Annotated in this window: 20 protein-coding genes; 5 read left to right on the top strand and 15 right to left on the bottom strand. The window is 43.1% G+C overall.

What is annotated here, in order from left to right; genetic code table 11:
* Nucleotides 1-21: 21 nt before the first annotated feature.
* The 3 genes from rbsD to MMB75_RS06095 are packed head-to-tail and all read right to left on the bottom strand — an operon-like array spanning nucleotide 22 to nucleotide 2,355.
* Nucleotides 22-456, bottom strand: coding sequence for a D-ribose pyranase (rbsD, locus tag MMB75_RS06105; RefSeq protein ID WP_039276055.1), 435 nt, complete (start codon nucleotides 454-456; stop codon nucleotides 22-24).
* The gene (gene rbsK / locus MMB75_RS06100) at nucleotides 456-1,334 is read right to left on the bottom strand and encodes a ribokinase (RefSeq protein ID WP_017427746.1); all 879 of its coding nucleotides are present in this window, start codon (nucleotides 1,332-1,334) and stop codon (nucleotides 456-458) included. The genes rbsD and rbsK overlap by 1 nt, the downstream gene beginning before the upstream one ends.
* Nucleotides 1,327-2,355, bottom strand: coding sequence for a LacI family DNA-binding transcriptional regulator (locus MMB75_RS06095; protein WP_017427745.1), 1,029 nt, complete (start codon nucleotides 2,353-2,355; stop codon nucleotides 1,327-1,329). The genes rbsK and MMB75_RS06095 overlap by 8 nt, the downstream gene beginning before the upstream one ends.
* 209 nt (nucleotides 2,356-2,564) lie before the next feature.
* Here MMB75_RS06095 and MMB75_RS06090 point away from each other — a divergent pair, with 209 nt between their 5' ends.
* A complete protein-coding gene (locus tag MMB75_RS06090) occupies nucleotides 2,565-3,293 on the top strand; it encodes a DsbA family oxidoreductase (RefSeq protein WP_031461560.1) in 729 nt (242 codons plus the stop codon).
* Between the two features lie 90 nt (nucleotides 3,294-3,383).
* Here the strand turns inward: MMB75_RS06090 and MMB75_RS06085 are convergent, their stop codons facing one another.
* Both MMB75_RS06085 and MMB75_RS06080 read right to left on the bottom strand, forming a co-directional pair.
* On the bottom strand, nucleotides 3,384-4,172 hold the full coding sequence (locus MMB75_RS06085) for an SDR family oxidoreductase (RefSeq protein ID WP_016820742.1): 789 nt from the start codon (nucleotides 4,170-4,172) through the stop codon (nucleotides 3,384-3,386).
* A gap of 155 nt (nucleotides 4,173-4,327) precedes the next feature.
* The gene (locus tag MMB75_RS06080; RefSeq protein ID WP_025365004.1) at nucleotides 4,328-5,239 is read right to left on the bottom strand and encodes a copper amine oxidase N-terminal domain-containing protein; all 912 of its coding nucleotides are present in this window, start codon (nucleotides 5,237-5,239) and stop codon (nucleotides 4,328-4,330) included.
* A 240-nt stretch (nucleotides 5,240-5,479) separates the two neighbouring features.
* On the opposite strand from MMB75_RS06080, the gene MMB75_RS06075 reads away from it, so the two are divergent.
* A complete protein-coding gene (locus tag MMB75_RS06075) occupies nucleotides 5,480-6,397 on the top strand; it encodes an AEC family transporter (RefSeq protein WP_019687395.1) in 918 nt (305 codons plus the stop codon).
* 284 nt (nucleotides 6,398-6,681) lie between these two features.
* On the opposite strand, the gene MMB75_RS06070 is transcribed toward MMB75_RS06075, so the two are convergent.
* The 3 genes from MMB75_RS06070 to MMB75_RS06060 all read right to left on the bottom strand — a co-directional run bounded on the left by MMB75_RS06070 (nucleotide 6,682) and on the right by MMB75_RS06060 (nucleotide 12,129).
* The gene (locus tag MMB75_RS06070; protein ID WP_045244512.1) at nucleotides 6,682-9,753 is read right to left on the bottom strand and encodes a X2-like carbohydrate binding domain-containing protein; all 3,072 of its coding nucleotides are present in this window, start codon (nucleotides 9,751-9,753) and stop codon (nucleotides 6,682-6,684) included.
* Between the two features lie 465 nt (nucleotides 9,754-10,218).
* Nucleotides 10,219-11,391, bottom strand: a complete 1,173-nt coding sequence (locus tag MMB75_RS06065; protein ID WP_277507190.1) for a M20 metallopeptidase family protein — start codon at nucleotides 11,389-11,391, stop codon at nucleotides 10,219-10,221.
* 228 nt (nucleotides 11,392-11,619) lie between these two features.
* The gene (locus tag MMB75_RS06060) at nucleotides 11,620-12,129 is read right to left on the bottom strand and encodes a GNAT family N-acetyltransferase (protein WP_017427739.1); all 510 of its coding nucleotides are present in this window, start codon (nucleotides 12,127-12,129) and stop codon (nucleotides 11,620-11,622) included.
* Nucleotides 12,130-12,238: 109 nt separating this feature from the next.
* Between MMB75_RS06060 and xerS the strand changes: the two genes are divergently transcribed.
* A complete protein-coding gene (xerS, locus tag MMB75_RS06055; protein WP_016820737.1) occupies nucleotides 12,239-13,339 on the top strand; it encodes a tyrosine recombinase XerS in 1,101 nt (366 codons plus the stop codon).
* Nucleotides 13,340-13,347: 8 nt separating this feature from the next.
* On the opposite strand, the gene mobB is transcribed toward xerS, so the two are convergent.
* The 3 genes from mobB to MMB75_RS06040 form a co-directional block, all read right to left on the bottom strand.
* Nucleotides 13,348-13,899, bottom strand: a complete 552-nt coding sequence (gene mobB, locus MMB75_RS06050) for a molybdopterin-guanine dinucleotide biosynthesis protein B (RefSeq protein WP_016820736.1) — start codon at nucleotides 13,897-13,899, stop codon at nucleotides 13,348-13,350.
* Complete coding sequence (locus MMB75_RS06045) at nucleotides 13,896-15,173, bottom strand: molybdopterin molybdotransferase MoeA (RefSeq protein ID WP_039276066.1); 1,278 nt, start codon at nucleotides 15,171-15,173, stop codon at nucleotides 13,896-13,898. The genes mobB and MMB75_RS06045 overlap by 4 nt, the downstream gene beginning before the upstream one ends.
* 195 nt (nucleotides 15,174-15,368) lie before the next feature.
* A complete protein-coding gene (locus MMB75_RS06040; RefSeq protein ID WP_025365008.1) occupies nucleotides 15,369-15,608 on the bottom strand; it encodes a helix-turn-helix domain-containing protein in 240 nt (79 codons plus the stop codon).
* A gap of 88 nt (nucleotides 15,609-15,696) precedes the next feature.
* Here MMB75_RS06040 and MMB75_RS06035 point away from each other — a divergent pair, with 88 nt between their 5' ends.
* A complete protein-coding gene (locus MMB75_RS06035) occupies nucleotides 15,697-15,912 on the top strand; it encodes a helix-turn-helix transcriptional regulator (protein WP_016820733.1) in 216 nt (71 codons plus the stop codon).
* A gap of 270 nt (nucleotides 15,913-16,182) precedes the next feature.
* Here the strand turns inward: MMB75_RS06035 and MMB75_RS06030 are convergent, their stop codons facing one another.
* Genes MMB75_RS06030 through MMB75_RS06020 form a run of 4 tightly spaced genes read right to left on the bottom strand, consistent with a single transcriptional unit; the run spans nucleotide 16,183 to nucleotide 18,239 of the window.
* On the bottom strand, nucleotides 16,183-16,917 hold the full coding sequence (locus MMB75_RS06030; RefSeq protein ID WP_016820732.1) for a hypothetical protein: 735 nt from the start codon (nucleotides 16,915-16,917) through the stop codon (nucleotides 16,183-16,185).
* Nucleotides 16,918-16,922: 5 nt separating this feature from the next.
* On the bottom strand, nucleotides 16,923-17,054 hold the full coding sequence (locus MMB75_RS06025; protein WP_016820731.1) for a hypothetical protein: 132 nt from the start codon (nucleotides 17,052-17,054) through the stop codon (nucleotides 16,923-16,925).
* Nucleotides 17,027-17,497, bottom strand: a complete 471-nt coding sequence (locus MMB75_RS26190; protein ID WP_413540861.1) for an accessory gene regulator ArgB-like protein — start codon at nucleotides 17,495-17,497, stop codon at nucleotides 17,027-17,029. The genes MMB75_RS06025 and MMB75_RS26190 overlap by 28 nt, the downstream gene beginning before the upstream one ends.
* Before the next feature lie 28 nt (nucleotides 17,498-17,525).
* Nucleotides 17,526-18,239 carry a hypothetical protein gene (locus tag MMB75_RS06020; protein ID WP_016820730.1) on the bottom strand — a complete coding sequence of 238 codons (714 nt, stop codon included), beginning with the start codon at nucleotides 18,237-18,239 and terminating at the stop codon, nucleotides 17,526-17,528.
* A 266-nt stretch (nucleotides 18,240-18,505) separates the two neighbouring features.
* Here MMB75_RS06020 and MMB75_RS06015 point away from each other — a divergent pair, with 266 nt between their 5' ends.
* Entirely contained in the window at nucleotides 18,506-18,739 is a 234-nt protein-coding gene (locus tag MMB75_RS06015) for a helix-turn-helix transcriptional regulator (protein WP_031461564.1), read from the top strand.
* The last annotated feature ends 26 nt before the right edge of the window (nucleotides 18,740-18,765 follow it).

The following is an 18,765-nucleotide window of genomic DNA, read 5'->3' as shown; positions in this document are numbered from 1 at the left end:
CCTTTTTTATTCAACACTAATTTATCCAAAAAGAACTCCTGCCTGTAAAATACAATTGGCAAACGGCGTAGCCTCTCCTGTACGGATGACAGCTTTGGCTTGCCGAGTTAATATCTTAAATTGTTCATGTGAGCAAAACTCAATGACGGCAGTCGGCTGAATAATCTGCGAATGCTCTAGTTGCTCTCCTGCAAAGGTGCGCATAATATACTGGAGTGCTTGTTCATTTTCTTGTTTGATTTCTTCGGCCAGTGTTACTTTTTCAATCATCATATCTGCGGCAATGACATCAACAACGTCCTGAAAGGACGGAATACCCAGTTTCAATGCCAAATCAATTTTGGTAACGCCTTCAGGAACTGGTAAGCCGGCATCAGCCACGACAATAAAGTCCGTGTGGCCGAGATCCGTTAATATTTTGGATATATGACTGTTTAGAATTCCATGTTTCTTCATTATAATTGCTCCTCTACTTCACGACGGGTTGGCATTCCACCTTGCGCTCCAAATTTGGTAACAGACAATGACGCAGCACGATTAGCAAATTTCACACTGTCTGCCAGCGATTTTCCTTCAGCCAGTGCCACCGCAAAAGCAGCGTTGAACGTATCTCCTGCACCTGTTGTATCCACGGCTTCGACCTTGTAAGTAGGAACTACAACTTCCTGTTCTCCGTCGAAAAACCGTACACCGTTGCTGCCTTCCGTTACAAACAACTTGTTCGGATATTTGCGCAGCGCTTCTTGAAGACTCATATCCTTAAACATGATGGCGGCTTCATGCTCATTTGGCGTAATGTAGGCTGCATTGGCAATTACGCTTTCTTCCACCTCACGAGCCGGGGCTGGATTCAGCAGCAAGGGTACCTGATACTTCGCACAAATTTCGCTTACATAAACAATCGTCTCCGCCGGTATTTCCTGTTGAATTAATACAATATCCGAACTTCGAATAACATCAAGCGCTTCTTCCACGTAAGCGGGTGTAACTTCATTATTCGCTGCTTTTACCACGACAATACTGTTATCACCCTCGGCTAGTACAATGTGTGCTGTACCGCTTTCCATATGTGTAACCGGTTTCACATAGTTAATATGAACATGATTTTCTTCAAAATTGCGTAAAATCTGTTGTCCCAAATGGTCGTCTCCTACACGTCCAATCATCGTAACGTCCGCCCCGAGTCGTGCTGCAGCTACTGCCTGATTGGCTCCTTTACCGCCAGGTACGGTTGTAAAGCTTTCTCCCAATACGGTTTCACCAGCACCAGGGCGTTTGGAAGAAGTAACTACGAGGTCCATCGAACTGCTTCCGATAACCGAAATTTTAGCCATGATGATCCACCTTTCTCGTTGTTTCCCGTTCGATAAATTTGACGGGCAATTGTATGCTTGAATAGGTAAGTACTTTCGAATGTAGATTAGGTACACTTGACTTCGTTGCTTGCGACTGCTCAATCAATTGAATGAGCAGACCTGCCGCTTCCCAGCCCATTTCATAAGCAGGCTGCCGGATTGTTGATAATGGCGGAAATAACAAGCTGCTTAATGGTATATCATCAAACCCGATAATTTGAACATCTTCCGGGATTTTCTTTCCTAATCTATGTGCTTCATGCATCACCGCGGTAGCTACAATATCGTTACTGGCAATAACTCCGTCCGTATCCGGATACTTGCTGAACAGCTCTTTGGCCCATAACTCAGCTTCCTTGAACGAAAAGGACGTTGTCTCGACGATATGGTAAGCAATACCAGAATGCTGAAGCTCTTCCACTGCCCCGCGAAAACGATCTTGTGCTGGACGAATATGAGCAGGACCCTGCATGACTGTAATTTGTCTGCTGCCACGGGCAACCATAGCCTGTGCAGCCAAGCGACCGCCATGAGCTCCATCCGCATAAACGGAGAGACTGTCACTGGAAGTCCGATCGAGAAAAACGACTGGTATTTTCAGTTTGGCGTAACAGTCGGCAGCAGGGTCATTGGTAGATGAAATAACCCCAACAACATTATTCTGAACAAAAGTATCCATGTAATCTAATTCTTTTTGGCGATCCTCATCACTATTACCGAAAATAATACGAAAATCATTTTCCTGCATTCGATCCTCCACCCCACGAGCCAACAAGGGAAAGTAAGGGTTTGTAATATCCGGCAGCAACAGGCCGATTAATCTGGATTTCTTTTTATACAGAGAACGTGCAACTTCATTAGGCTTGTAATTTAGCTGCTTCACCGCAGCTTCAACTTTTCGCCGTGTATCCTCGTGGACATAGCCGGTTTCATTAATAACTCGGGATACGGTCGCCACGGAAACACCTGCAAAACTTGCTACTTGCTTAATTGTTGTCATAATGTAGGTTCAACTCCAATTGTGTAACCGGTTACAGATATAAAATATCATAGCATTTATTTTTTGACAAGCATTAATTATTTGCACATCGAAAGCAATAGCCGTATAATCTTTTTGTAACTGATGAAGTTTCACCTTTTCGCTTATACTAAAGTATGCTGATTCACTCTCAGTTGCTTAATAAAATATATATATGGAGGCATTTCCTGATGAATATCGAAGTTTGGTCTGATTATATGTGTCCGTTCTGTTATATTGGCAAACGCCGTTTGGAGCAAGTCTTGCAGCAGTTCCCACATCGCGATGAGGTTCAATTGACATTCAAGAGTTTTGAATTGAATCCGAATGCTGTGAAAGATAGTGGTAAGACGATTAATGAAGAACTATCAGCAAAATATGGCGTTAGTCTGCAAGAGGCTCATGCCATGAATGATCGCATGACCGAAAACGCACGTTCTACAGGTCTGGAGTACAATATTCATGCCATGGTGCCGACAAACTCTTTCGATGCTCACCGTCTAACGCATTGGGCTCACACACAAGGCAAAATGCTGGAATTGAGCGAGCGTTTATTTCAGGCTGTCTTCATGGAAGGCAAGCATACTGGGGATCATGAAGTACTGGCAGCGTTGGCAGCCGAAGTTGGTTTGGATCATAACGAAGCCGCTGCCATATTAGCCGGTGACCGCTTTACCGACGAAGTTAGAGCTGATGAAACTGAAGGTGCTAAGTTAGGCGTTCAGGGTGTTCCATTCTTTGTATTTGATCGAAAATTTGCTGTTTCTGGTGCTCAGCCTGAGGAGGTATTTCACGATGCGCTTCAAAAAGCATGGGATGAACGTTCTCCTTTCACTATGATTAGCGGCAGCTTGTCCAAACAGGATGAAACTAGTGTATGTACCGATGACGGGTGCGAACTTCCAAGCCGCGAGAACTGATCAGTCAATGAACTAAACCTCTTTTTAGATAACTTATGAAAAAGCGTGCCTGCAGCAATTAAGCCTGATGCGGCACGCTTCTTTAATTTTTTATAATGATTTAATCATTCCGCCATCCACAAGAATGGTGCTGCCGGTCAAATAGGATGAAGCCGATGACGCCAGAAAAGCAACGACTTTACCGAACTCTTCAGGCTCACCGTACCGTCCCAACGGAATGCCCTCTTCTGCTTGTTTGCGAACTTGATCCGTCGTTTGGTGGGATTTTTCGGCTCGATGCTCGTCCAAGCTACGTACGCGATCGGTTGCAATTCTCCCTGGTGCTACAGTATGTACCAGAATATTATATGGGGCTAATTCCATAGACAATGTTTTCGCCAATCCGGCAACTCCAGTACGTAGTGTATTGGAAATAATCAGGCCCGGAATCGGCTGCTTCACTGATGATGAGGCGATATTTAAAATTCTACCACTTTGTTGTTTTTTCATATAGGGTAACGCCTCACGGATCAACCGGATATGACTAAGTAAATTTTGCTCAAAGGCCTGCATCCATACTTCGTCTGTAAAATCATCAAAGGTGCCCGCAGGAGGGCCGCCCGCATTGTTAACCAAAATATCGACGGTGCCAAACCAATCAACTGTACGGCGAATGGCCTGGGAGATATGTTCAGGTTTGGTTACATCACAAACTACATATTCAACGCGACCACTCGCTGTTTCCTGTAATTCGGCCTGAGTCCGCTGAAGCTCTGCTTCATTTCGTCCAGAAATAACAACATTCGCACCCTCACGTGCCAGCTCCCTTGCGCTTGCCTTGCCGAGTCCTTTACTGGAACCTGCAACAAAGGCTGCTTTCCCCGTTAATCCTAAATCCATCTATGACACTCCCTTTTCTCAGTGTTCTTTAATTGTACACATGACCAGCACATAATGCTAATAGCTAGGTACAAAGTAGCAAGGCAACACAAAAAAGGACCTGACATTTAGTCAGGCGCCCTTTCTGTTATACACTATTTTCTTGGTTTATAGCACTATAATGCTTCAGATATTGTTGACTGCTCATATACAACAACGGACTGGCTCTCAGGCTCCCATTTAACATTTGCTCCCAAAGCCTCTCCGATTACCCTTACAGGTACCATTGTAGTTCCATCCACTATGGATGCTGGCTGCTCGATAGAATACGGCTGGCCGTTAATATATGCTTTGGCGCTATTCACGAATAATTTGACGGACACGCCGTTGCGACTGACAGTAACAGCCTTTTCTTTCGGATCCCAGGAAACTTTGGCATTAAGGGCTTCGGAAGCTGTTCTAAAAGGAACAAGTGTGGTGCCATTGCGGTTAATCGGTTCGGCATCATATTTTTCACCATTCACGAACAGCTTCATACCTGATGACCTTCCAGCCTTCCTTGAGAATACATCCAGCTTTTTGTAGCTATCCAGATTGGACACATCAGCCAATACTGCCTCCTCCTGCATGTAAACGGCATCTGTTACATTTCCGTTTTCATCCAGTAGCTCAGCAGCCTTAGTTAATGCTTTGTCAGAATTTCGGATCAATTCAAGTTCAGTTACCTGCTCCGGGGTCAAACGTTCCGGGTATTTTGTAAGCAGCAGATTCGCAATAACCGCTCCTGCCGGCTTATCTTTTGTATTTTCTACTGCTTGTAGCAGACCGTTATCTCCGTTGTGTCCCTTGCGACCTTTTTGGTCCTTGGACTCCCCGTATGTATCATCCGTTACTGCAACAGGGGTGTTCTTTTTGATTTCGTCGTGTTTATCTTTTTTGCTGCTCTTTTCATTCCGGTCTTTATCAGACGCCTTTGCTTCCTGTTTGTTCTCCTGACCATTTCCGCGCCCCTGTTTGGCTTCGGCTGTTCCTGCTGCCAGTCCCAAGACCAGTATACACGCTAATAATGCTGTCCAAGTGTTTCTCATGATGCGCTTCCTCCTTATAGTAAAAGACCAGGTTTAAATGTAACCTACATATATTAACGGCTACTATAAGCTGAATATGAAGCCCTTTTTTACTAGTGCTGCATTTGTAGGGGCTGATGGCAGAATCATTATAATAAATTTTATTATGCGTCAACCTATTTCCACAGTATAATGGGAAATGCACATGCAATTTTAGGATTAACGTTTACATTCGTATAATAAAAAGAAGAGGAGACAGACATGTTCGGCACCATTCTTTTAGACGTTGTTTTACCTATCTTTGTCCTTATCGGTTTTGGCTGTATCATGCAGTATTATTTTCGATTGGATTTGTATACCCTAGCTAAAATTAATTTTTATTATATCACCCCTGCAGTTGTGTTTACCGGTCTTTATAACTCTGAAATTTCTTTAATTCTCATGGGTGAGGTTTCACTTTTTTATGCCCTGTACATAGCTATTCTGTACGTAATCAGTACTACTGTTGCCAGATCTCTGAAATACAGCCCCGGAATGCGTGGAGCTTTTACAAACAGTGTCATGCTAGATAATTCAGGGAATTATGGTCTACCAATTAATCAGTTGGTGTTTAAAGGTGATCCGCTGGCTATTTCTGTCCAAGCTCTGATTATGACTTTTCAAAGCTTTGTTACATTTACATATGGTACTTTTGTTGTACAGAACGGTAAGGCCAATACACGAAAAATTTTAATTAATTTTTTAAAAATGCCTGTCCCCTACGCGCTTGTGCTGGGCCTGCTCCTGAATCTACTGCACAGTCCATTGCCTAATTTGCTGGCTGAGCCTCTAAATTATATTAGCCATTCGATGGTCGCAGTGGCTCTGCTTACTTTGGGAGCACAAATTGTGCAGTATCCTTTTCATTTGCGCCGGACAGCCGTGTATATCAGTATGGTATTACGCCTAATTGCAGGTCCAATAGTTGGCTTTATGCTCGTGTTTTTTCTAGATCTTAAGGGGATTCCCGCTCAAGCATTGCTCATTGCATCAGGTATGCCTACCGGTGTTAACACGAGTATTTTGGCAGAAGAATATAAAAATGAACCTGACTTTGCGGCACAGACAGTATTACTTTCTACGATTGTGAATGTCATTACGATGACCTTATTAATTTCAATATCCCGTCATCTTACTTGAGGTGTATGATAAATATAAAGCTTGATTTGTAACGCTTTTTGTCTGACGACAGGAGCGTTTCTTTTTCAATTAAAATAGGAACACATGTTCGTTATTGTACCTCTTTTTCTGTTTATAGTGGTGTGTTTGTTTGACGATGATGGTATGCGAGAAGGAATTTTTTCTATTATGAATTTTTCATATAGTGAAATAGTTATATTTTTGAATTTAAACCTCTGATTCCTCCAAAAATAAAGCCAGCTCGCTCATTAGAGTGGCTGACTTAAAATTATTTTTATGAAGATTTAAGGCTCAATTCCCCATTGCTTGATCCCAGACAGGTAAGCGGTTATTTTAGTGGAATCTTGTAAGCTATTTGCTGTGGGATTAAAGGAATAATCATCAGTTTGTGTATAATTGCTCCAATCCGCTTTGGATATCCGGGTTTGTAGCTCAACACTCTGACCAGGCTCTAAAAAACCTGCTGCCGACTTAAAACCAATTTCTGCATAAGAATCTGCACCTGGCTTCGTATTAGTTAATGTTTTGAAGTTAGCAATGACATTCTCTGTACCGATGCTAGACCAATCCGTAAAGAAGTTTTGTGATTTCTCCCCGTTAACGGTGTAATAATAACGCAATGTCACATCTGCTAGGGAAACGGGTGAGCTTCCTGTATTGGTTATTTTAAACTTGGAACTGATCGTATTACTTGTTGCAGATACATTCCCATTGAAGGATTGCACCTTCAGAGCACCCTCGCCTGTTCCCGGCTCACTTGGCGTATCCCCTTTCACCGTAATCGTGAACAACGCATCATTGCCTGTACTAAAATGGAAGTTGAGCGTTGTCTCTCCTTTAGGAAGTTTAGATAAATACTTGTTGGTAAGAATAACTGTTTCTTCACTAACCGTATAATCTTCACCTTTGTTCAGTGCCACACTCCCCTGCTTGATCGCTTCTAGTGTATTACCGTTAAGAGTAAGCTTGACAGTAATATCGGTATTACTGTTAGCCACTTCATAGGTTGCAGCCGTCGGCGTAATACTTGCTTGCCCGGTAGATGGCTGGTCACCACCCACACGATCTGCCACCAGAATGCCGCGGCCATTCGTTCCCAGATAAGCGCGTCCGTAAACCCGAGGGTCCCCAATAATGGTGGTCACTCGAGCATATTGATGCTTGTCATCATTAATGCGCACCCAGTTTGCTCCAGCATCGTCCGAACGATAAAATCCACGAGTTCCGTCAATCTTACCAACGATAAACACTGCTGCATTGGTGCGATTGGGTGCTGCTTTGCCAAAGCCTACAAAATCCGCCTCCTGCACATGATCAAGCTTGGTGAATGTAATACCTGAATCCTTGGAATGCCATAAGCCGTATGGCCCTCCGTCCTCGGAGCCTCCAGCAAACCACACATCTCCTTCCGCTCCTCGTACAGCACCAATATCTGCATTCCCTACACTTGGCAAACCAGTAACTGTGGATGGTGTGAAGGATGCGCCTCCATCAACACTTACATATATTTTCCCAGCAGCAAACGCGTAGTATTTGTTAGGATTTACTCGGTCAGAGGCGATCTTTGCATTAGCTGGAACTCCGGTGCTTGCTGTCCATGAGTTTCCTCCGGTTTTGGAATAAAATACACCTTTGTCCGATGTACTCCACAGCAATCCATTACCATTTGCCGCTACAGCGATGCTGCCTCCTCCTGCTGTACCGGAAGGCTCGCTATTAGCTTTGTACCAGTTCGCTCCGCCATCATTGGATAATCCGATAGATTTGGCGTTTGGATCTTTTTTATAGTCCGCTTTACCTACCCGAGCCATAAAAGAAGGGCTTAACTCGGCATAATCAATGCTTTCGCTGCTTGTAAAGGTTGGATTATCCAGCATTTTAGCAGGAGCCTTGAACAGGTCATCATGTCTGAATCCGGAGACATCACCCACTGCACTCACCAGAGGAGCTCCAGTTGGAGGGCTCACCAAATCCAAAATCGCCGTTTCTTCTACCCCTTTAGCGGCTACCGAAATGTCCAGCTTACCTCCCTTGTCCCAATTGGTCAGATTTTTAGAGCCATAAATCGTAGCTCCTGTGCCGTACAGCATATGATCTGAATTAAATGGATCTATTTCCAGATCTCCAATCATCCAGCCCAGCTTGGGCGATACTTCCGGCGGTGCAGGATTGGCATTGAAAGTCAGCCAAGGCGCACCGGATATATCCAGATTGTACTTCAGCTTACGAGCTGGATAACCATCAAATTCCCAAATAGGGCTCCAGGTTGCCCCACGATCAGTACTGCGGTAAATCGTTTCATCCGGCCACCAGGCATTCAACGTTGCAACCATAAGTGTACCTGGCTTCTGGGCGTCCACTGTCAGTCCGCCATATCCAAAATGATTGTCTGCGCTGCTGCTGGCAACGGGGCTAATGTTAGTCCACTGTCCACTGGCTGTATTCAGTTTCCACAGCTCACCCTTTGTTCCATCATACGGTCCAGCTCCATCGCTGTAAGAAATATACAGGTCGCCATCTGGCGATAAAACGCCGTGATGTGGCAAATAGCCTGTAGGCTGGCCCGCTATAGCAGACCAGGTTGTCCCGCCATCAGTACTGCGATAGACACTTTGCTTTTTATCTGCGACACCCACATAGATGGTCTGTGTTGCTTTACTGGAAGAGCCCGTTTTTTTGTCAAAAGTGATCCAGGCTAAACCGACAATATCACTGGTGTATTCATTGGAAGGGTCCTGTACATACGTCCCCGGATTCGGAAAACTACTCACCTTGCTCCAGGTCGCCCCGTAATCGGAGCTTTTCCACAATCCATTACCACTTCGAGCTCCGAAGAATAATATATTGTTTTTATTCGGATCAATTGTCAGACGTTCACCCATCGAGCGTCCCGGCATATTGCCTCCTACCTTGAAGGGGAGCTTCGTCGTCTGCCACGTATTCCCCTTGTCGGTAGAGCGCATAATTTGCCCGTTTTGTTTATCCCAGGAATTAGTATACGTGCCTGTAGCTATATATACACGATTCGGATCCACAGGGTCGGTGGCTAGTGCATCGACACCATTTTTGTTCCAATCTTCCCAGCCCACAGAATCCGTCAGCGGAATCCAGCTTTCACTCGCAGGATTCCAGCGGTAAGCTCCTCCAATATCTGTACGGGCATAGATCAGATCTTTTTCCGTTTCATTAAAAATAATACCAGGTACAAAACCACCTCCACCGCCTGTAACGACACTTTTCCAAGTATAATCGTCACTTGGAGCAGCATGGGTGGGTGCTATCATGCCTGTCCAGGAAGCACCCGCTACTATAAGCGCCAAACATACAATTCTCAACCTGCTTTTTGCCTTAGTCAATGAATTCAACCTCCTTCTCCGTAATCATTTAAAAATGCAAGTCATTTCGAGCTAAAAGTAAGCAGTCAATTGCGGATTCGTTCCTATCGTTATTATTCCATTCATCAATCAAACAAGCGTTCTCTCAAGCTCACCTCCAGTAATCCAATAGATTTGCAATCTCTTTTGTTAGCGCTTACATCGGTGTCTGCTCAAAAGATTCGTCATCTTTTTCTCATTTCCTTGTGTGAAAAATCAAGATAATGTAATAGTATCTTCTGCTTGATAACTTGTAATAAAAGAGTTGGCTTCCACTTACAGTTGATACCTCTTATAAATTACTAATATGAATTTTTCATATAATGAATTATTTTCTTTAAATTTCATTCGAACGAGGTAGCAAAATACTTTGATTTACAGCAAAAAACCGCGCTATGCGCGGTTCGGGCTTCCGTAATGCTATGGCTATTCATTAATAGGTTGAAATTACTGCAAATATTCAAGCGCCAGCGCTAAAAAAATATGTCCTGAGATGAGTAACGCACGCTCATCAAAATCAAAGCGAGGATGGTGGTGAGCAAAATGGGTTCGTTCATCCTCATTACGAGCGCCCACAATAATAAAAGCTCCAGGTCGTTGTTCTAGATAATAGGCAAAATCCTCTGCTCCCATGGCCGGTTTTAAGTCCATAAAAGCATCTACTCCATACAGCCTACTGACTAGCTCACGTACCCGTTCTGTTTCGGCCTCGGCATTCACCAGAGCAGGATAACCATTCAAATAATCAATTTCGTATCCCGCATGATAAGCATCCGTTAGACCTTTTACGATACTACGAATTTCGTTTTCGACTTCCTTGCGTATATCCTTATTAAACGTACGTACGGTCCCTTCAATTTTGGCTTTATCTGCAATTACATTAAAGGCAGTTCCTGCTTGAAATACCCCAATCGTTAACACTGCTGATTCCGTAGGGTCCACTCTGCGACTCACGACCTGTTGTAGTCCGTTCACAATTTGACTTCCAATAACAATGGAATCCACTGTCTGATGCGGTCTGGCGCCATGTCCGCCCTTGCCGTTGATTTCAATTGAAAAGGCATCGGCAGCAGCCATTGCCGGCCCACTCTTTAAGCCGATTTTGCCCAGTGGAATTTCCGAGGAAAGGTGAATACCATATACTGCTTCCACCCCATCCAGACAACCATCCTCAATCATGAATTTGGCTCCGCCAGGCGGTTTTTCTTCGGCATGTTGAAAAATAAACACAAGCTTTCCCTTCAGTGTCTCACGGTGATGGCTTAACACTCGTGCCACTCCTAGCAACGCAGCTGTATGACCATCATGTCCACAAGCATGCATAACACCGGGAACGGTCGATTTATAAGGCGCATCCTTTTCATCCTGAATAGGAAGTGCATCAAAATCAGCACGAAATGCAATCGTTCTACCTGGCTGCCCGCCTTCTAAAAAACCGAGCACACCGTTTCCCCCAACATTCGTTCTTACTTCAATACCAAAAGAGCGTAATTGGTCTGCGATAAATGCAGATGTATTCGTTTCCTCAAAAGAAAGCTCTGGATGCTGATGCAAATATCTTCTCCACGCAATCAGTTCTTGTTCACCATCTTTTAGTTCCTGAACCCATTTCTCCAGCATATTACCCTCTTTTCCTATTGAATTTATATACTTCTATCCTTATCTTACCATAAATGATTCCAATAAGTTATATATGAATTACCAAATAACTGTATACCTGCGTTTTTACCAATGTCAATGCAAGTTCTAATTGGAACGATCCATGAACAGAAGGCTTGAAATGACAACAAAAAAGCCGACAAAATATTCTCCTCGGCTTTTTTCTGGTGGTTTTCTATTATGAATTTTTCATGTATTGAAAAACTGACTTATATTCCCTCGTACTGGATGTGTTTGCTCCCTATACTCACCATTCGTATAGCTTCCAATGACCTTGCGCCAAAAGGATTGGGCTGGTCTATTCGTGCTCATCTGAGTCACCTTCCATCGCCCATTAAAACGTCCAAACAGCTCATGAGCCGCCCAAGTGCCCACGCCATTGTGTCGATAAGGACGAAGTACAAAGAACTCAGCCATGTAATAGTCAGCTTCTCGATTGCTAGACATTCGGTCAACGAGTGCAAAGCCCACAGGAATATCCTGTCTCCAGATCAAAAAAGGCAGCTTTTGTTCGCCGCTCGTCCAGTATTGATACAAGTCTGGATAAGCCGGGAATGTCCCCTTCTCAGTGACATCAATTCGCAGATAGGCTGTAAAATCGTATAAGTAAAATTGCATGAGCTGGACAATAATGTCCTTCTGCGACTCTGGTACACTCTTTATGGACAGCTTCAATTCTGATTTGATATTATATCCCATACTTTCACCTCTCTTGGCGGTCAGCTTGTTCTTTACTTTGATTACTCCCATCCAGTGCTGTTCAAAATATGCTAAAATACATGTATTATGACCGGACGAGGTGAACCCTATGAACATACAAAAGATCATCGACCGGCGCAAACTGGATGAAAAGTTGCCGGATTTGCCATGGTACGTACAGCAATTTATGGATTACAAGCTTCCCGACCTATCCCCCTCTACTTTGCTGGAATATGTGCGGGATTACGAAGCTTTTTTTTCATGGCTTCGCTCGGAAGGCTTGTCTGCCGGAGAAACGAATGCCCAAGTGACACTGGAAGAATTAGAGACACTCCATATGGATAGCATTACAGGTTTTCGTTTGTTCCTGTCTACCAAACGCGAAGGCTCCAATTCCCGCATCACCATTTCACGTAAGCTATCGTCCTTGCGTTCACTCTTTCATTATTTGAGCCAAATCGCTGAGGATGAAAACTTTTATCCGTTGCTCAAGCGCAATATTATGGCCAAAGTCGAAATTAAGCGCGTACATAAACCCAAGGATACGGCCGCCAAGCTCAAAGGGAAAATACTGGAAGAGGAAGAACTGCTTGAATTTATCGGCTATATTTATGAAGGCTATGGACAAGATTTGGCTGATAACAAGCAAGCCCTATACTCCTATGAATTGAACAAGGAGCGAGATGCCTGTATCGCAAGTCTTATTCTGAACTCGGGACTGCGTGTATCCGAAATCGTCAACTTGAACATGGACGATCTCGATATAAACAATAAATTGCTGTATGTGTACCGTAAAGGAAATAACGATGAAACTTTTAAAACGCCAGTATATTTCCGCGAGCAATCCAAAGATGATCTCGCACTTTATTTATCCTTAAGACATACCCGTTATCGCGCTCCAAAAAAAGAAAAAGCTCTTTTTGTCGCGCGACCCAACGGCAGGGCTGAGGGCAAACGGATGACTAAAAGAGCGATTCAAGCAATGATCATCAAATACGCCAAGCGGTTCGGCAAGCCCTATTTGACCGTTCACAAGCTCCGTCATTCTTTTGCTACTGACTATTATTTACAAAATGATATTTACAAAACCAAGGAACAGCTGGGTCACGCTTCGACAGAAACAACGGAAGTCTATGCCCACCTGACTGACAAAACGATGTCTCAGGCGATCGAACGACGGATAGAGACTCAGACTGACTCCGCTAATTAGTGGCCCTCTCATCCCTGCTCTGTCTGGAATCCCATTTTGTGCCTCTGAATCTGTTCGAGTAGCCAGCAGCCTGCCGGTTCGCTGGCATCGGCAGGAAATATTTGCACCGTTTGTTCATCTGAGTAGTAGTCCTGAGCCCAATCCATGTGGTACTCCCAAACTACTACTCCCTGTACATTTGTCAGTTCCTGAACAAGCTGCGCATCCGATTGTTCCCGCACCATGATCAGCTTCGGATATTTTTCCTGCTTGAAACCTTCCAGCAACACACAGTCATAGGCCTGAAAATGCCGGATGAGTCCGATCACAGGCCGACTATGTTCCTCTAAAATGGCAGTTCTTCCTGCCGAAACAATCGCTACGCCTTCGGCACCCGCCTGTCGGTGCTTATACGTATCTGTCCCCTCATGATCCATCTCAAATTCATGACCATCATGCTTGATCACAGCTACACGCAGTCCTGACTGCTGCGCATAACGAATCAAACCTCCGAGGAAGGTTGTTTTTCCTGTATTTTTGAATCCGACGATTTGACATACAAATGGATATTTCGTTTTCACGTCACCTGTCCGCCTTGAAGCACCAGTACGTGCACCTCTTCACCTTCGTGCAAGCCTTCTGTTGTGGGAGGAACTACGATCAGACAATCGCTGTCCTTAATCGTAACCATAGCACTGGATTCATCTACTCGCGCAGGAATCGCATATACTTGCCCACTACGTATCTCCAGAGAACTGCGTACAAAGCGGGTATAGTTGTTTACCTTCGTATAATCTGCTCCTAGCTTCGCCGTCCAGGTTTGCAAATACGGATGTGCCGAAGATAACATCATTTGAATAGTTGGTCGTACAAACAGCTCACAGCCTACAAAGCATGCACCGGGATTGCCAGAGAGCGCAAATAACAGCTTACCGTCTATCACTGCGGCTGTGGTTACACTACCTGGACGCATCGTAACCTTGTTGAACAGCATATTCACATCTTTCTGTCGTACGAGGTCACCCATAATATCAAAATCACCCACCGACACTCCACCACTCGTAACCACAATATCATAGGCAGCTATCGCTTCTCGGACAGAAGCACGAGCAAGGTTCAAATCATCATGAATGGCTTGCAGAATGAACGGCTCTCCTCCTGCCTCTCTAATTTGAGAAGCCAGCATATATGTATTACTGTTTCGAATTTTCCCCGGTTGTAACGGCTCATCCACTGCGAGCAATTCTGATCCAGTGGAAAAGACAGCCACCCTTGGCTTCTTGTAAACAGGCACCCGATGTACACCAAAAGTAGCCAGTACCGAGACATGCCCCGCTCCCACGCAAGTTCCCTTACTGAGCAAAAGCTGACCTTCCTTAATCTCATGACCAATTTGTGTCACATTTTTGCCAACTTCCATACGCTTCTTCAAGCCAACATATGTCTGTCCATTTTCCTCACGCAGCTGTGTCGCCTCCAGCATCACCACCGTGTCCGCTCCTTCAGGTAGTTGTGCTCCTGTCATGATGCGGACTGCCATTCCCGTCTCCACCCGCTTGTCCGATACGGTGCCACAAGGAATTTCATCAATCACGTGTAGCCAGATTTCCTGACCGGTCGAACAGACTTCAGTGTCCGAGGCAAGGATCGCATAGCCGTCCATACCAGAACGACGAAAGCGGGGATACGGATGTGGCGCAGTCAAATCCATCGCCAGATAGCGACCATGTGCTTGCTCGAGCCCTACGTCCTCCCTTTCACCCTGTTGAACATAGCTAGCTATCCTGCTTTGTGCTTCTTCCACCTTAACTGCTTTACGTTGGAATTTTTCTGTGTTTAATGGCGTCTGATTCATGTTCTCACTCCGTTCTCCTAAAATACCCTCTTTCTGTTATAACGCTAAAACCGTTATCTGGCAAATCCGAACGGTGTTTATTGGATACTGCAAGTCTCTATCCGCCAAAAAACAGCCTGAATATCATATCGCGGCTGTTTTTGGTAGATTTTGCTTTTTTGTTTTGCATGTCATTACGTCAGTTTTCTACGTATATTAAGTTAGATTATTTTTACCGAAATAGATTGAATCTATTGAAACCTCATACAACGAGGACATTTGCTGCGCTCGAGCTATTGTTAAATCCGATGAATCTTCCTCTATATGTTTTAATTCATTCATTGACATACCAAGTATATTGCAAGCTATTAACTCACTATAACCTGAAGCGAGTCGTGCCATCTTTATTGTATAAAAGCTAGTGCAAGTTACATTTTCATTTTTATCTGCAACCATCCAATCAACTCCACAATATAATTGATAAAAAAGTAATTTACCTGTATACTCTGAACGAAACACTTTTCCCCTGTTAGGAGCAAGTAAGGTGCAAAAACTTACTCGGGGGAAATGCCTTTTGAAAGAGGAGCTCAAATCTCATGGACGCACTCAATCATGGCTCGCCCGACGAACTGGATATTCGCGGCAACAAATATCCAACTGGATCGCGGGACGTGACAAAATGTCATTCGAGGCGGCAGTCCTCATTTCTAGGATATTAGAGTGTAAAGCTGAGGACTTATATGAGTGGGAACTTGCCTGACAAACAGGCATTTCCTTCGGGCCGTTTGTACATGCCGGCATTTACATTATATATCCCGCTTTCACCCTCCTTTTCTTATATGTAGATTGTTTTTACCTTAATTTAAAAGATTGTTATTTTTTTCATAATCAAATTTTATCACATAGAAAATGATTAAAAACGGGAAATATGTCGAATTAAATCGAACCCGTCCGGCTTATCCTAGTCTAACTGATTATTGACTTATTCATTTAAATCTGGTAACAAAAATGACCCCTGAATTTTCATGGGTCATTTCCACAATTTTTTAAGTGCTTTAAGTTTATTATGAGACATCGAGCAAGTGAAGTCTGATCCTTCGAATCGTACCAAACCTCCAAATGCGTTAGACTCAATCTCACAAACCAATTCTAGGTTTATCAGGGTGTCTTTATAAGCAGGATATAGATACGGAAAAGCTTCCCTGCAAGCTTGTGCGGTTAGCCCGATTGAATAAGAGCGATCTCCAGAGTGAAAACGCGGGACATAATAATTTTTTTTTGGTTCCCACATATCCACACTAAGCATATTCCCTACTTTAAAAAAACCGCTCACTGCCGCTTTACCCACTACCTTAATTTCCGATCCGAAAATATAACGAATTTCTCTATCGGCATTCATTGCATTCTCATATATTTGTTTCCATCGAGATAAATTTGCTGAATTTATACTTTCTTTAATGTCTTGATTTTTAAAAACAACCTGCCCCCCTCCATAATCTCCCGTAACGATCTTGTCCACTTGTGTGATGTTAACCAAATTAGATCCGTCCAAATTGCAAAAAGTGGGTAAGCCTACGGAACATTCATGGAGGGTGGTGGGAACTGTAAATCTTCCATGAGAAGTATGAAAAAGCGGGATGTGATAATTGCTTTTGGGCTTCCACAATTCAATCGCAACTAGGTGATTCTCACAAAAAAAAGAGCAATCTCCAAGTGAATTGTCATCAAGCAATGGAGTAGCTAGGATTCGCTTTCCCTCTTCCATTAAATTCAGTTCTTTTCTGTTTTCTTCAGCTCAGCTGGTACAGGTTTAGCGCCAAAAATTGTTTTTTCTTTTTTGGTAGACTCGTTAGCGTAATTACCAAGGCTTATACTTAAAGCTCTCGCCAATTTCTTATCCATTTTCGCTCACCTCCTTTCCATAAAGGAAGAATACTGAATGCTTGTATAATTAAAGATAAACATATTATGTGAGATTGTATAAAAAAATTTAATATGCAAACCAAAATACATATCGTTTTATAATATTTGTGATGTTTGGTCTTGTTAATATAGATAAAATGATTGGGAGCATATACTACAAACATTAATAATGAACAAGTGTTAATTATCAAAATCGTTGATAAACTTAAAGAGACGAAAGGTATAGTTACACATATGGCCGTTGTAAAACAGACACAAAGGGTAAGGTTGCTGAAGTGTACCCCTCCTGAAAATCTCCTTACAAACATGATCGTAGCTAGGGCTAGTAATGCCCCCAAAAAATGTCCTGTTATCCAGGCCATAACTGCGACCATAAGTACTGCCGAGATTTCGGTAATTTTCACACCAATCGCATACTCCATCACTTCTACACTTGTAGGTCCATCAGGATCAGCTTTCTTTATTTCTGATGCGATGTGCCTCGATAGCGTTTCTAGCATCCTCGTAATCTCCTTTCTCTGATAAGAAGTACGAAATTCCAAAAGTCAGCAATGAGATGGAAAGTAGTCCTATCGTATTGGAGTTATAGAGCATATACAAAGTAACAAGAATCGTGACAAATGATATTAAGGAGCCTATAATGAACATTTTATTAAGGGGTGATAGGTAATTTTCACCTTTCAAAAAATCATGTGGGGGCTGAATGATAAATGAGAAACCAAAGTTGTATTTCCCCATGACAAAAGAAATAAAGTACGCAGTAAAAATAGAAGCTAGCTGTATAACGTAAATGGAAGAGCCAGCTGTATCACTTATAACACCTGGTTGTGCTACTCCGAAAAAGTTTGCAAAGATATATACAAATAACTGTAGATTAATGTAAGCTGTAAGACCGGAACCAGCAGAAAAAGCCGCAAGATATGTTTTGATTCCTAAACCAAATCTTAAAAAGAGAACCATTAATAAATACTGGAGCGGAAAATCAAATTTAGGCATGCCTATAACTTCTCTCATGAGAAAGGAAAACAAGGCTATGCCCATTGCATAGAAAATTATTTTTCTTCGATTTTCCCACACGGGAAGCATATAAAGCTTCAAGACCAAAGTAACTGCCGCTAAAGCATCGAAAAAACCAAGTATAATATATAAGAAAGCAGATAACACAGTTACATCATCCTCCTATTTCGCCTGATGTAATTGTATATTTTACTAATAGATGTGGCAATGAAATAATCTAGTAAACTGGAATTTTTTGTATGACTATAAGATGAAATTTTCTTCCCCTGGCTTTCTTTTTCAAACTCGACATCCATTCGTGGTAATATAAAAAGTCACCCCAAGTGAGCGACGTTGCTTTTGCCAATGTATTATGTTGGTTTTTTTTCGATATCAAGGTTATAATCTACTTAATTTGGGGTGGAGGGATTATTGTGGCTTTAAGTGACAATTTCAAAAAATTACGTATAAAATATCATTTGACTCAACAAGAGCTTGCTGAGATCGCTGGGGTTACCAATAAAGCAATTTCAGCTTGGGAGAGCGGACTTTCTGAACCACGGATGGGTGCTATAGAAAAGATAGCTCGTCATCTCCATATCAAAAAAAGCAGTATCATTGAAGAAGATGGCATTGAGCACATAAGCCCTGATCGCAGGTCAAAGTAGACGGCAATAAAATCGAAGTGAGGGAG

The sequence above is a fragment of the Paenibacillus sp. P2(2022) genome (assembly GCF_029522175.1).
GTDB classification, from domain to species: Bacteria; Bacillota; Bacilli; order Paenibacillales; family Paenibacillaceae; genus Paenibacillus; species Paenibacillus polymyxa.
Note: the sequence above shows the minus strand (reverse complement) of the source record. Positions and strands in the feature narration are given on the sequence as shown.